A 13,483-nucleotide genomic window follows, 5' to 3' on the forward strand; every position below is an offset into this window, starting at 1 on the left:
GTCTTAGTAGTTTCCCAAGTTTGACCAATTCAGGTGTCCGTATTTCCTTAGAATCTCTATCAGGCGTGTTGCTTGATCAAGTCACCTATTCATCGGATTGGTATGCTGATGAAGAAAAGAAGGATGGTGGTTGGAGTTTGGAAAGAATTGATTGTAACAATCATTCCTGGCAAGCTGATAATTGGCGAGCCTCTTTGGATGAAAGTGGTGGGACTCCAGGGAAGGATAATTCAATTAAAGGTCAGAATGCTGATGTTATTCCACCAAGCTTATTGAAATTTGACGTGAGTGCCTCCAACTCTATTGATCTCTTTTTTAGTGAGACGATCCAATTTAGTCAGGCTTTTGAGATTCAAAACTATTTGCTTAATCATGATATTGGTCATCCAACGCAAATAGACGAAATTGAAAATGATAGATTCGCTTTGCGATTGAATTTCACATCAGATTTTGAACACAATATTCTCTTTCAGCTAACGCTATCTGATTTACTTGTCGATTTAGCAGGTAACCCGATTCAAGAGCGAGAATTAGAATTTTTACTAGCAGATCTTCCAGAAGCAGGTGATTTGGTTATAAATGAAGTTTTATTTAATCCTTATCCCGGTGGGGCCGACTATATTGAATTGCTTAATATTTCCGATGGGATGATTGATATTCGGGATTTGTATATTGCCAATCGGGATAAAAATTATCAGCTCGATGCTGTTTATCCTTTGAGTGATAAATCTCAAATGTTGGAATCAGGGGCTTATCTTTTATTGAGCACGGATACGTCGAATATTAAGTCGAATTACAGCCATTATGAAGAAAAAACTTTTCTGCAATTGAAGAATTTGCCTTCATATAATGATGATGAGGGGAGAGTTGTCATCCTGAATAGCAATAATGAGCAGTTAGATGATTTTGCTTACAATGAAAATATGCATTTCCAGGGACTGATTTCCACTGAAGGAGTCTCCTTGGAGAGAATAAATCCAAATAACGAAACGAATTTGACATCAAATTGGATATCGGCAGCTCAAAGTGTCGGCTTTGGAACACCAGGCTTGAAAAACTCATCCTACGATATTGACGAAAGGGTAGTTAATGTTGTTGGGTTTAAATCTAAAGTTTTTTCTCCTGATAATGATGGTCTTGATGATAGGTTGATCATTAATTTTGATTTGGGGAAAAGTGGTTATGTGGCGAACATTAGAATCTATAATAGTTTTGGGAATGAGGTTAGACGATTGGCAAGTAATCTGACTTTATCAACACATGATGAATTATTTTGGGATGGTTTACTCGCAAGTAAGGAGCGGGCTCCAATTGGGATATATGTTTTCTATTTTGAATTATTTCATCCCGATGGAGATGTAAAAACCTATAAAAAAACTTGTGTGTTGGGAGGGAAGTTGAAGTGATAAAAAAGCTTTAGTTGAAATTAACTCAACTAAAGCTTTCTGCCTTTTTTGAACTTATTGCGCATCGACTACTGCAATGGTCACCATATTCACTATTTCACGAACAGAACTTTCGAGAGCTATTACATGAATTGATTTGTTCATTCCCAGTAGAATAGGACCTATGGCTTCAACTTGAGCCAACTCTTGCATCATTTTGTAAGCAATATTTCCACTGCTTAGGTTTGGAAATATAATGGTGTTAACTTTTCGCTTGCCAAGTTTTGAAAAAGGGAACATTTGGTCTCGTAATTCACAATTTAAAGCAAAGTTCATCTGTATATCTCCATCAACAATCAGATCTGGGTGATCGCGGTGTAATATTGCTGCGGCCTGCTGAACACGAACAGGGCTCCCTGTTCGTATCGATCCAAAATTTGAATAGGATACAAGTGCGATGACGGGTTCAATATTAAATTTACGAACGGCTTCTGCAGTCAATAAAGTTGTATCAACTATCGTTTGTGCATCTGGACGCGGGTTGACGGTTGTGTCTGAGAAAAAGATGGGCCCTTGCTTTGTCATTAAAAGGTACATGCCTGCAATATGGTTAATTTTAGGTTTTATACCCACAGTATGAATCGCTGGTTTTATGGTATCGGCATATTTGGATGTTGATCCACTGATGAGAGCATCAGCTTCTCCCGTTTCTACCATCATGGCGCCGAAATAATTTCGATTTGTCATGTGTTCTAGTGCTTCAGCACAAGTCAAGCCTTTTCTATTTCTTTTCTTAAATAAGATGTTCGCAAAGTTTTCGCGTCGTTTCTGCTCTTCTTCGGATCTCCAATCGATTATTGGAATATCTTCGATATCAAGTTCATTGTCATGAATTATTTGTTTTATTTCTTTTTTATTTCCCAGTAATATAGGCTGAGCAATACCTTCGTTTAATACTGTTTGGGCTGCTTTTAGAACCTTGAAATTTTCTCCCTCGGCAAATACAATTCGTTTAGGATCTTGTTTGGCTTTATTGGTTAATAATCTAAGCAATTTGTTGTCTCGACCCATACGTTGCTCCAATTCCATTTCATAAGCTTCCCAATCTGTAATAGGGGCACGGGCAATACCCGACTCCATAGCTGCCTTTGCAACAGCAGGTGCCACTATGGTTAGCAATCTTGGATCAAGAGGTTTCGGTATAATATAATCAGTCCCGTAGTTCAGATTCATTTCCTTATAAGCAGTATTTACCATATCTGGAACATCTTCTTTGGCCAAATTGGCGAGAGCTTTTACAGCGGCAATTTTCATTTCTTCATTTATGCCAGTTGCCTTTACGTCTAAAGCTCCTCTAAAGATAAATGGAAAGCCAAGGACATTGTTTACCTGATTGGGATGATCTGATCGACCAGTGGCCATGATTAAATCATTTCTTACTTTTATCGCAAGATCGTAGGCGATTTCAGGGTTGGGATTCGCTAAGGCAAACACAATAGGACGGTCAGCCATGCTTTTAACCATCTCAGGCGAGAGCACATTCGCAACCGAAAGGCCAAGGAACATATCAGCACCATTTATGGCTTCTTCGAGCGTATGACGATTTTGGGAGGTGGCAAATTCCCGCTTGATATCACTCAAATCTGTTCTTGATTTGTGTATCACTCCTTTACTATCCAGCATTATGATATTCTTTTTTTTCATCCCCAGTGAGATGTAAAGGCGTGTACATGCTACTGCGGAAGCGCCTGCACCATTTACAACCAATTTAATATCACTTATTTTTTTCTTTTGGATTTCGATAGCATTTAGCATGCCTGCAGACGAGATAATAGCGGTGCCATGCTGATCGTCGTGCATTATGGGGATATTGAGTTCAGTTTTGAGCCTATCTTCAATCGCAAAACACTCGGGAGCTTTTATGTCCTCCAAATTAATCCCTCCAAAAGTTGGGGCTATGCCTTTCACTATTTTCACAAATTCATCTACATCTTTAGTGTCGACTTCAATATCGAATACATCGATATCAGCAAAGATTTTAAACAAAAGGCCTTTCCCTTCCATAACGGGTTTGCCTGCTTCAGCACCTATGTCACCCAAACCCAAAACCGCTGTTCCGTTTGATATAACGGCGACGAGGTTCCCTTTTGCCGTATATTTATAAACATCGTCAGGGTTTTTCTGTATTTTTAAACAAGGTTCAGCAACTCCTGGCGAGTAGGCTAAGGATAAGTCTAATTGTGTAGAATGGGGTTTGGTTGGGATAACTTCAATTTTTCCTGGTCGGTTGCCTTCGTGGTATCGAAGTGCATCTTCTTTGGTAAATTTAGCCATGGCTAATTCTTTAGAATGGGTTAGTTGACTTGCTTTTATAAGTCGTAATAATTTGTGTTACGATCTTAAAAGAGAACTAAAAGACAATTGCCTTTGTTGAACAGCTTGCAATTTCCCAACTTCACTGACTTCCAGACTATACATTTCGTTTTATTAAATTCCGAATTAATTCTTTTAGAAGAAATCTAAATAGGATATCCAGATGAGATGTTTTTTGCTTTTATTACGATCAAGACTTGTAATTTGTAGAATTATTCCACACGATAGAATATATTTCCACAAAAGGTGCTTTAAATCTTAATTGAGTTTTATTAGCCTTTTTTCGTAACTTATCGTTTCGAAAGCTGAATTTTAAACGTTTAGAGCGGATGTAAATGTAATATTTAACGTAAATGTTAAAAACTGGTATACTCTTTGTCATTGTTCAAAGTCACATTGTGTGAATATCGTGAAAAATAGTATTAACCATGATCTATAGGTTTTGTTCATATGACCTTATTAGATGATAATAACTTAATTCTATGTGTATGAAAAAAAGTATTTTTTGTATTGGAACGCTGCTTTTGTTTTCAGCAGCATTATGGAGTTGTTCAGACGACTCTGATAATAATTTAGAAGAAGATCTTTCTCTTGTACAACTTATGGAAGTTAAAGCTAATGCTCTAGCAGATGCAGTTGTTGATATCTCTGAATCTAAAGGATTTGAAATAATCACGATTGATGATGCAAGTATGAAAATGGGTGGTGGCCAAAGTGATGACTCCAGATATGTTATGACTATAACTCTTAATGATATTAAGGGTATTTACGATTATAAAAAAGGGCTTACTGAACAGCAAGGTATTACCAAGTATGGTTACCTAAAGGTATTTGATAAAGTGGCCGATTCTGAATCTTTCATTCTACGTTTGCCAAAGGAAAAAGCAATGCGTCCTTGGAAACTTTATGTAGATGAAGATGTTGAATATGTTAATGATTTTGTTATTACGACAAATGAATATAATTATTCATATTTAGGTGGTATGCAATTTGATTATTTATTGAATTCGGAAATTGAGATTGAAGACGAAAAGGCCGGAGAGTTGTTTGTTGATTGGTCAATCTCTGAAAATATGAATTTCGATTATCAATCGAAGTTTACTTTTGCAGATGATTTCTCAGTTGGAGTTGAGTTTGGATTGAATGAAATGTATAGTTATGCATTTAATCTTATGAAGGGTGATGATATTCTTTTTAGAGAAGAAGTTGAAATTTCTAAATCAGATGATACAGATAAGAGAGAATTGAAGTATTCTCTTGAATTAGGGAATATAAAAATTATCTGGAATTCGGAATCTGAGAGCTATGTGGTATATAGAAATGGTGAACTTCAGGAAGGTGCTAAGATACAGGTAACACATAAGTATGAATCTGATGAAGCACATGTGGCTTTCTGTAGAAAAGGACGTGATATTAAAATTACTTTTGAAGATGGTACAAGTATTCAGCTGTCTGAATTATTAACTGCTAATACCCTTGAGTTAATGAATAAGATTTTCTCTTCGATGCACGATATGAAATTTGTTAAGCATATTGTTGATAAAGTTGCACGAGAGGTTTATTACACTAATCTTGCTAGTAGTAATATGAACTAATTCTGATTTTTATATTCTTAAAAATCCGGCTTATTAAGTCGGATTTTTTTGCTAAAAAACTTCAATAGATTTCAAAGTGTAACAATTTATCGACAGTTGTTAGGGATTCTGGAAGCTTTAACTATATTTAAAACATGAAGTTATCTATCTTTATTTTCTTTTTTATACTTCTGGGTTCAAATTTGTTTGCCCAGAAATCTCAAACTCCATTTGTAAAAGGGAAGGCTTCTTTCTATTCTGATTGGTTTGATGGAAGATTAACGGCTAATGGAGAATATTTCTCACAGGAAGAATTTACTGCTGCACACATGACTTTGCCATTTGGAACTTGGTTAGAAGTGACAAATCTGGATAATAAAAAATCAGTTTACTTAAGAATAAATGATAGAGGGCCCTACGTCAAAGGAAGGGTTATTGATTTATCCAAAGCAGCAGCTAAAGCTATAGGTGACCTCAATCAAGGTATTTTCAATGTTCAGATAAGACCTGTTAATGGTAGAGATTTAATGATTCTGCCTTTAGAATTTCTGATAAAGAAAAAGAGCGTTCCCCTAAGGCAACGCTCTTCATATCTAGATTTTAGTCTAATTACTCCTTAATAGTAGCGCTTAAAAATTCGCGGTTCAAACGAGCAATGTTTGCAATAGAAATTCCCTTAGGACATTCTACCTCGCAAGCACCAGTATTGGTACAGTTACCAAAACCTAACTCATCCATTTTAGCCACCATGTTTTTAGCACGACGAGTAGCCTCAACACGACCTTGTGGAAGTTTTGCAAGGTGAGATACCTTAGCAGAAACGAACAACATAGCCGATGAGTTTTTACAAGTAGCTACACAAGCACCACAACCAATACAAGCCGCAGCATCCATAGCTTCTTCTGCATCATCATAAGAGATAGGAATCGCATTTCCATCAGGTACACCACCTGTATTTACTGAAATGTAACCGCCTGACTGAAGTACTTTCTCGAAAGCCATACGGTCAACGATTAAGTCTTTGATTACTGGAAAAGCACCAGCTCTCCAAGGCTCAATTGTGATTGTTTCACCTTCAGAGAATTTACGCATATGCAACTGACAAGTCGTGATATCGTTATCTGGTCCATGAGCACGTCCGTTTACGAATAAGCTACACATTCCACAGATACCTTCTCTACAGTCGTGATCGAATGCAATAGGCTCAGTTCCTTTATTGATTAGCTCTTCATTTAAGATGTCAAGCATTTCAAGGAAAGAAGTTCCACCTGAGATGTTATTGATTTTATAGGATTCTAATTTCCCTTTAGATTTAGCATCCTTTTGACGCCAAACCCTTATTGTTAGTTCTTTTAATATTTTATCTGCCATGGCTTACTTGTATGAACGTTGTGTTAATTCAACAGTTTCGAATACTAAATCTTCTTTGTGTAAAATAGGTTCTTGACCTTCGCCTTTGTACTCCCAAGCTGATACAAAAGTAAAGTTCTCGTCATCACGCTTAGCTTCACCTTCTTCTGTAGTCGATTCTTCGCGGTAGTGACCACCACAAGATTCGTTACGGTTCAGTGCATCACGTGCCATCAAGTCACCTAATTCAAGGAAGTCTTCAACACGACCAGCTTTTTCAAGCTCGATGTTCATTGAATTGAATTCACCAGGAATACGAAGATCTTTGTAGAAATCCTCACGGATTTTAGCAATCTCTTCTATAGCATATTTCAAACCTTTCTCGTTACGAGCCATACCAACGTAATCCCACATGATATTACCTAAACGTCTGTGGAAAGAATCTACCGATTTAGAACCCTTAATGTTGAACAAACGTTCCATACGAGTTGTAGCAGCTTTCTCTTTCTTTACAAACTCTGGATGATTCATGTCAACACGAGGAGTCTGAATTTCATCAGCTAAGTAATCACCAATTGTATAAGGAAGGATAAAGTATCCATCAGCTAAACCTTGCATCAAAGCAGAAGCACCTAAACGGTTACCACCATGATCCGAGAAGTTAGCCTCACCAATAGCATAAAGACCTGGGATATTAGTCATCAAGTTGTAATCAACCCATACGCCACCCATTGAGTAGTGAATTGCAGGATAAATCTGCATTGGCTCATTATAAGGATTCGCATCAGTAATCTTCTCGTACATTTGGAACAAGTTTCCATAACGAGCTTCAATTACATCACGACCTAAACGCTCAATTGAGTATTTGAAGTCAAGATATACTGCTTTTCCAGTTTCGTTAACACCGAAACCTTCATCGCAACGCTCTTTAGCAGCACGTGAAGCAACGTCACGAGGTACCAAGTTACCGTATGATGGGTATCTTCTTTCTAGATAGAAATCACGATCCTCGTCAGAGATATCGTTAGGACTCATCTGTCCTTTTTGCAATTTAATTGCATCTTCTTTTTTCTTTGGTGTCCAAACACGTCCGTCATTACGAAGTGATTCAGACATCAAAGTCAACTTAGACTGTTGTTCACCGTGAACAGGAATACAAGTTGGGTGAATTTGCACGAAACACGGGTTTCCGAAATAAGCACCATTCTTGTAAGCTTGCCATGCAGCACCACCGTTACAACCCATTGCATTGGTTGATAGGAAGAATACGTTACCGTATCCACCTGAAGCGATAACTACAGCGTGAGCACCATGTCGCTCGATTTCACCTGTAACTAGGTTACGAGTGATAATACCACGAGCTTTTCCATCTATAGTTACGATGTCTAACATTTCGTTACGCTCATGCATTTCAATCTTACCTTGTCCGATCATACGGTTCATAGAAGCGTAACAACCTAACAATAGCTGCTGTCCGGTTTGACCACGAGCATAGAAAGTACGACTTACCAATACACCACCAAATGAACGGTTAGATAAAGTTCCACCATACTCACGTGCAAAAGGTACACCTTGAGCAACACATTGGTCGATGATTTCGCCACTAACTTCAGCTAAACGATAAACGTTACCTTCGCGAGCACGATAGTCACCACCTTTAATTGTATCATAGAATAAACGAAAAACGGAGTCGTTATCGTTCTGATAGTTTTTTGCAGCGTTAATACCACCCTGTGCAGCAATAGAGTGAGCTCTACGACCTGAATCCTGGTAGCAAAATGCTTTTACGTTGTATCCCATCTCTGCCAATGAAGCAGCAGCAGATCCACCAGCAAGGCCAGTTCCCACAACGATAATATCTAATTTTCTCTTGTTAGCAGGGCTAACTACCTTAATGGCAGCTTTATGCTTCGACCACTTCTCAGTTAAAGGCCCGGCTGGAATTTTTGAATTTAATACTGTCATAACCGTTAAATTTTAGCAATTAAGCAAAAAAGTGTAAGTACAAAGGAATGATTATAAATCCTGCAGCAACGAAAATTGCGTAGAAGTAAGATACCTTTTCTAAACGTTTCTTCCAGATTTTATTGCTAAATCCAATTGATTGGAAAGCTGACCAAAATCCGTGAGCAAGGTGTAATCCAAGAAGGATAGCGCCTAATACATAAAGACCAGTGTAAACTAATCCCATTGAACCATTGGTGAAAAGAGCTTTTACCAATTGAGCATCATCATGTACATTACCTTCGATTTGAATTGGTACAAAGAAATGCATCAAGTGCATAGCGATGAAAACCAATACTAGCCCACCTAAAACAAACATATTACGTGACGACCAAGTACTACTGTTACTTAAGTTCTGTACAGCATACTTTTGAGGACGAGCCTTTTGGTTCTGTAGAGTTAAAGTAATAGCATAAATGATGTGGATAATGAAACCACCAAACAATACCGGCTGTAATCCGAAACGGATAATTGGTAAAGACATAAAGTGAGCTCCAGCGTTGAATAATTCACCAGTACTGTCAAACATCAAAAATGAGTTTAATATAAGGTGAACCAACACAAAAACAATAAGAAAAAGGCCTGATAAACTCATTATCAGCTTTTTCCCAATTGATGAACTTAAGAAACTGCTCATAGGACTAAAAATTAATTAGATTGTTTTTATTCTAAGGTTTAACTAATTCAATTGCAAATGTAGATGCTCATGTGTGAGAAAACAATATTACTTAACACATGTAATTTATTTAGATTGATTCTAACAATAACCTGTTTAGCAATATCCTAAGTGGTTATTTCTTAGTGAAAACCTATGTGATTAAGCTTAAATCAATTACTGAATTTATTCTTTAATATTCTCAGTAAATATCTGCAAGTTATTAATTTTTCATATGTTTTAAAACAAGCTTAGTCGTATTATTCTTATTTAGAAAGGTATAATGAATTACTAGGCTGACGAGTGGAGAATTATACTATATGAAGGTGAAATAGATTACTGACCATAGTTAACACTCTCGAACTTACAATTATATTGTATAATTATGAATCTTTTATGAGAACAGCTTTGCACCGACTTGTTTTGAATTTTTTAAATTCTTTATTTCGGTATTTTTACATAAACTATAAAAAGGGAAGAGATGATAAAATGGATTGATACTATAAAATATAAAATTAGATTCAGTGATCAGGGAGATGGTGCTGTTATAGTTATTCTGCATGGTTATCTTGAGTCAATTGAGACTTTTGATGCCATAGCTTGTGACCTGTCGAAATCGGCTAGGATAATTTGCATTGATTTACCAGGACATGGAGAGTCGGACTTAAAGCAAGATCATGTTTCGGTTGAGGATATGGCTGATGCGGTTTATGCCGTCATTCAACATCTGAATACTCATCCGATTCATCTGATTGGACACTCTATGGGAGGCTATGTAGCTTTGGCTTTCGCCGATAAATATGCCCATAATTTGGCGAGTTTCACTTTTATGCATTCATCGGCCAATGCCGATACCGAAGATAAAAGGGCTAACAGAGCTCGAGAAATTGAATTCATCAGAAAAGGCAAAAAGGAATTGATCTGTAGTACTGCAATTCCTAATACATTTTCGACTAAAAACCAAGAGGCTTTCTCTGATGTGATTGACGCTTTAATAGATATTGCATCACGCACCAAGGACGAGGGGATAATTGCTGCTTTAAATGCGATGATGATTCGTCAGGATAGAAATAAAATATTAAGAGAATTATCAGTCCCTAAATATAGTTTTATAGGTAAGGAAGATAATTTTATTCCTTTTGAGAAAGGAGTTGATTGGGCTCATAATAATGGAATGAAGCCATTTGTTTTTGAGCATTCTGGTCATATGAGCTTTATTGAAGAAAAAGAAAAATGCATTGCAGCAGTCCAATCTATTTTGGCAGATTTATAAAAAAAAAATAAGCTCCACGATTGGGGTCGTGGAGCTTGCATTTAGATCAGATTTCGAGATAAAAAATTGAACAAGAGTCAAGGACTGATGTTCAAATTGATCTATATAATAAATTTATTCGCCAATATTGTAAATGTATTTTAATACAAATATTAGTGCGATACAAATCATTGGTATGTTAAGCTCTTTATAACGACCAGTAAGAACTTTAAGAATTACGTACGAAAGCATACCGAATGCAATACCTTCTGCGATGCTATATGTAAGTGGCATCATAATCATAGTAAGGAAAGCTGGAATGAATTCTGAGTAATCATCAAAGTTGATTTTGGTGATAGGACTCATCATGAAAATACCGATGATTACAAGAACAGAAGAACTTGCAGCAGCAGGAATCATAGTGAATAAAGGGGTGAAAAATAAGGCTAAGAAGAACATGAAGGCTACAACTAACGAAGTCATGCCCGTTTTTCCTCCTTCAGCAACCCCAGCAGCACTTTCAACATAGGTTGTTACTGTTGATGTCCCCATTACAGCACCTACAGTAGTACCAACAGCATCGGCAAAAAGAGCTTGTTTCACGCGAGGTACTCTTCCGTCTTTATCCAAAAGATCAGCTTTTGAAGCGACACCTACAAGAGTTCCTACAGTATCGAACATATCGACAAAAAGAAAAACGAATAGGATAGATACAAATTTCCAAGAAAGTATTTCATCCAATCCAATAAACTTAAAGAAGATAGGCTCTAATGATGGAGGAAGACTAACAAGAGCTCCATCCTTAGGAAGACTTGTAATGCCTAGCCCTGGGATAAGTCCTACAACAGTTACAGCAAGAAGACCAATAAGAATTGCTCCTTTTACGTTGCGAATTAATAGTACACCAATAATGATAATACCTAAGATACAAAGCAATGCTCCTGGAGAATGAAGATCACCTAAATGAACTGGAATTCCTTGTCCAGGGACAATAATAGCAACATCTTTGTGAGCTAGACCAATAAAGGCAATGAACAAACCAATACCTACAGAAATTGCATGCTTGATGTTGGTTGGAATGGAATTAATAATCGCTTCACGAACGTTAAAGAAGGTTAGTAAAAGGAAGATGATACCTTCGGCAAATACTGCTGTAAGAGCCAATTGCCAGCTACATCCCATTACACCACATACTGTGAATGCAAAAAATGCATTTAGTCCCATTCCTGGAGCCAAAGCAAAAGGTAGTTTTGCAACCAATGCCATAACTAGAGTCGCAACAACTGCAGAAAGCGCTGTTGCAGTCATTACAGCACCGTAATCCATACCCGCTACTGAAAGGAAATATGGGTTAACAGCAAGAATGTATGCCATGGTGGCAAAGGTGGTTAAACCAGCGACAATTTCTGTCTTCATGGTTGAACCAAGTCCTGTTATATTAAAAAATTTATCTAACATGCTTGTTTAGAATTGTGAATTGCAGCCTACAAAAGATGGTAAGCTGCAGTTCATTTATATTGTGATAATGGAATTGATTAGAAGTTCCACTTAACAGCTAAAGTAGGACGTACTTTGAACTCTTCGATTCCAGCAAAGTTGTTTGAAATTTCAACCTCACCACCAAAAGAGAAATTCTTGTTTACGTTATACCAAAGTTGTGGCTCTGTCAAGAAGATTGTGTTGTCACTTAACCCTTTTTCAGTCCAAAGATCAGCGAATCCAGAAAAAGTCATTTTTCCATCAAGCATGTTGACATACCATGTTCCAGTTACCTGGAAGTTAGCTTTGTCAGCATTTTTAATTGCTTTATAACCCGCATAAGTAGAGAATCCCCACTTTGCAGATCCTTGTGAATAGTTAGCACCAAAAATCCAAGCATCGTTGATAGTGTAACCAAAGCTACCAACACCAGGAACTTCAGCGTTACCAACACCACCATTGTACTCAATATGAAGTCCAATTGGCATTTTTTCAGTTTTTAATACACGAGCAATTTCAAAGTAACCTTGGTTAATTCCATTCTCTGCATCGTAGTCAAAGTCAACAAAGGTAAAGGTGTTACCCCACTTATCCATCTTAAACATCTCGAAAGTCGATGTGTAATGTCCACGTTCCAAATCACGGTGCAATTGGAAATTTTGAGCATTTACAGCAAAAGCTGAAAGAATTGCGAAAATTGTAAAAAGTTTTTTCATCGGTTTAATAAAATGATTGGTTGAAAAAATGATATATTTAAAATGGTTGTTTATTCTGTTATAATATCGTTTAAGCTTTCAATAATGTTTGGGCAACCTGTTGCTTTCAATTTTTCGATGGATTGATGTCCGGATGCAATTAAATAGCAATGACAGCCTAAAGATTGAGCCACTTCGTAATCGTGAGTCGTATCACCGAAAAGGCAAACATCTTCAGCTTTTAATTTGTGCTTTAGAAATAGGTTTTTCCCATTCTCAATTTTCGAACTGGCATATATGTCATTAATGCCTGATACCTCGTTGAAAAATTGTTGGATATTTAATTCTTGTGTTGAATCCTTTAGCATATTCATTTCCATTGCTGATAGAATGAATTGTTTTTTACCTTGCTTCTTAAATAGATCAAGTAAGATTCGAGCTTCAGGAAAAATATCGGAATGGGGTAATCGCTTTGTATAATTGGCAATAAATTCGTGAGCCGTTAAATCCCAATCTTCTTTTTGAAAATCGAAACCAACTCTTTCGTAATAATCTTTTACAGGGAATGTAAACACTTCACGATAACTCTCGCTAGTGAGTAATGGCAGATTTCTTTTGCTTAACATGAGGTTGATACTCTCAATTCCGATTTCAATATCGTTGAGGAGTGTTCCATTATAGTCCCAGATTATGGCTTTAAATTTATGCATTATTGT

General features: G+C 36.9%; 11 protein-coding genes. 4 read left to right on the plus strand and 7 right to left on the minus strand.

Annotation, left to right across the window (positions count from 1 at the left end; all coding sequences use genetic code 11):
• Positions 1–1,406 (plus strand): lamin tail domain-containing protein (locus DWB61_RS06555; RefSeq protein WP_191984769.1); only part of this gene is annotated, 1,406 nt, incomplete at its 5' end.
• A 54-nt stretch (positions 1,407–1,460) separates the two neighbouring features.
• On the opposite strand, the gene DWB61_RS18015 is transcribed toward DWB61_RS06555, so the two are convergent.
• Complete coding sequence (locus DWB61_RS18015) at positions 1,461–3,719, minus strand: NADP-dependent malic enzyme (RefSeq protein ID WP_125030104.1); 2,259 nt, start codon at positions 3,717–3,719, stop codon at positions 1,461–1,463.
• A gap of 527 nt (positions 3,720–4,246) precedes the next feature.
• Between DWB61_RS18015 and DWB61_RS06565 the strand changes: the two genes are divergently transcribed.
• Complete coding sequence (locus tag DWB61_RS06565; RefSeq protein WP_125030105.1) at positions 4,247–5,353, plus strand: hypothetical protein; 1,107 nt, start codon at positions 4,247–4,249, stop codon at positions 5,351–5,353.
• Between the two features lie 134 nt (positions 5,354–5,487).
• The gene (locus tag DWB61_RS06570; protein WP_125030106.1) at positions 5,488–5,952 is read left to right on the plus strand and encodes a septal ring lytic transglycosylase RlpA family protein; all 465 of its coding nucleotides are present in this window, start codon (positions 5,488–5,490) and stop codon (positions 5,950–5,952) included.
• On the opposite strand, the gene DWB61_RS06575 is transcribed toward DWB61_RS06570, so the two are convergent.
• The 3 genes from DWB61_RS06575 to DWB61_RS06585 are packed head-to-tail and all read right to left on the minus strand — an operon-like array spanning position 5,942 to position 9,323.
• Positions 5,942–6,703 (minus strand): succinate dehydrogenase/fumarate reductase iron-sulfur subunit, encoded by a 762-nt coding sequence (locus tag DWB61_RS06575; protein WP_125030107.1) that lies wholly within the window; start codon positions 6,701–6,703, stop codon positions 5,942–5,944. The genes DWB61_RS06570 and DWB61_RS06575 overlap by 11 nt on opposite strands.
• Before the next feature lie 3 nt (positions 6,704–6,706).
• Complete coding sequence (locus DWB61_RS06580) at positions 6,707–8,647, minus strand: fumarate reductase/succinate dehydrogenase flavoprotein subunit (protein ID WP_125030108.1); 1,941 nt, start codon at positions 8,645–8,647, stop codon at positions 6,707–6,709.
• Between the two features lie 19 nt (positions 8,648–8,666).
• Positions 8,667–9,323, minus strand: a complete 657-nt coding sequence (locus DWB61_RS06585) for a succinate dehydrogenase cytochrome b subunit (RefSeq protein WP_125030109.1) — start codon at positions 9,321–9,323, stop codon at positions 8,667–8,669.
• A 499-nt stretch (positions 9,324–9,822) separates the two neighbouring features.
• Between DWB61_RS06585 and DWB61_RS06590 the strand changes: the two genes are divergently transcribed.
• On the plus strand, positions 9,823–10,614 hold the full coding sequence (locus DWB61_RS06590; RefSeq protein WP_125030110.1) for an alpha/beta fold hydrolase: 792 nt from the start codon (positions 9,823–9,825) through the stop codon (positions 10,612–10,614).
• A gap of 114 nt (positions 10,615–10,728) precedes the next feature.
• Here DWB61_RS06590 and DWB61_RS06595 read toward each other — a convergent pair whose 3' ends face one another.
• The 3 genes from DWB61_RS06595 to DWB61_RS06605 all read right to left on the minus strand — a co-directional run bounded on the left by DWB61_RS06595 (position 10,729) and on the right by DWB61_RS06605 (position 13,477).
• Positions 10,729–12,051, minus strand: a complete 1,323-nt coding sequence (locus DWB61_RS06595; protein ID WP_125030111.1) for an NCS2 family permease — start codon at positions 12,049–12,051, stop codon at positions 10,729–10,731.
• Positions 12,052–12,128: 77 nt separating this feature from the next.
• Positions 12,129–12,788: a DUF5020 family protein gene (locus tag DWB61_RS06600; RefSeq protein ID WP_125030112.1), complete on the minus strand. Its 660-nt coding sequence runs from the start codon at positions 12,786–12,788 to the stop codon at positions 12,129–12,131.
• 50 nt (positions 12,789–12,838) lie between these two features.
• Positions 12,839–13,477: an HAD family hydrolase gene (locus tag DWB61_RS06605; RefSeq protein ID WP_125030113.1), complete on the minus strand. Its 639-nt coding sequence runs from the start codon at positions 13,475–13,477 to the stop codon at positions 12,839–12,841.
• Between the last annotated feature and the right edge of the window lie 6 nt (positions 13,478–13,483).

The organism is Ancylomarina euxina (assembly GCF_003863355.1).
Lineage (GTDB): Bacteria > Bacteroidota > Bacteroidia > Bacteroidales > Marinifilaceae > Ancylomarina > Ancylomarina euxinus.

Coding starts and splice junctions, on each gene's coding strand:
- DWB61_RS18015 (WP_125030104.1), bottom strand. CDS start 3,719: ATGGCTAAATTTACCAAAGAAGATGCACTTCGATACCACGAAGGCAAC.
- DWB61_RS06565 (WP_125030105.1), top strand. CDS start 4,247: ATGAAAAAAAGTATTTTTTGTATTGGAACGCTGCTTTTGTTTTCAGCA.
- DWB61_RS06570 (WP_125030106.1), top strand. CDS start 5,488: ATGAAGTTATCTATCTTTATTTTCTTTTTTATACTTCTGGGTTCAAAT.
- DWB61_RS06575 (WP_125030107.1), bottom strand. CDS start 6,703: ATGGCAGATAAAATATTAAAAGAACTAACAATAAGGGTTTGGCGTCAA.
- DWB61_RS06580 (WP_125030108.1), bottom strand. CDS start 8,647: ATGACAGTATTAAATTCAAAAATTCCAGCCGGGCCTTTAACTGAGAAG.
- DWB61_RS06585 (WP_125030109.1), bottom strand. CDS start 9,323: ATGAGCAGTTTCTTAAGTTCATCAATTGGGAAAAAGCTGATAATGAGT.
- DWB61_RS06590 (WP_125030110.1), top strand. CDS start 9,823: ATGATAAAATGGATTGATACTATAAAATATAAAATTAGATTCAGTGAT.
- DWB61_RS06595 (WP_125030111.1), bottom strand. CDS start 12,051: ATGTTAGATAAATTTTTTAATATAACAGGACTTGGTTCAACCATGAAG.
- DWB61_RS06600 (WP_125030112.1), bottom strand. CDS start 12,788: ATGAAAAAACTTTTTACAATTTTCGCAATTCTTTCAGCTTTTGCTGTA.
- DWB61_RS06605 (WP_125030113.1), bottom strand. CDS start 13,477: ATGCATAAATTTAAAGCCATAATCTGGGACTATAATGGAACACTCCTC.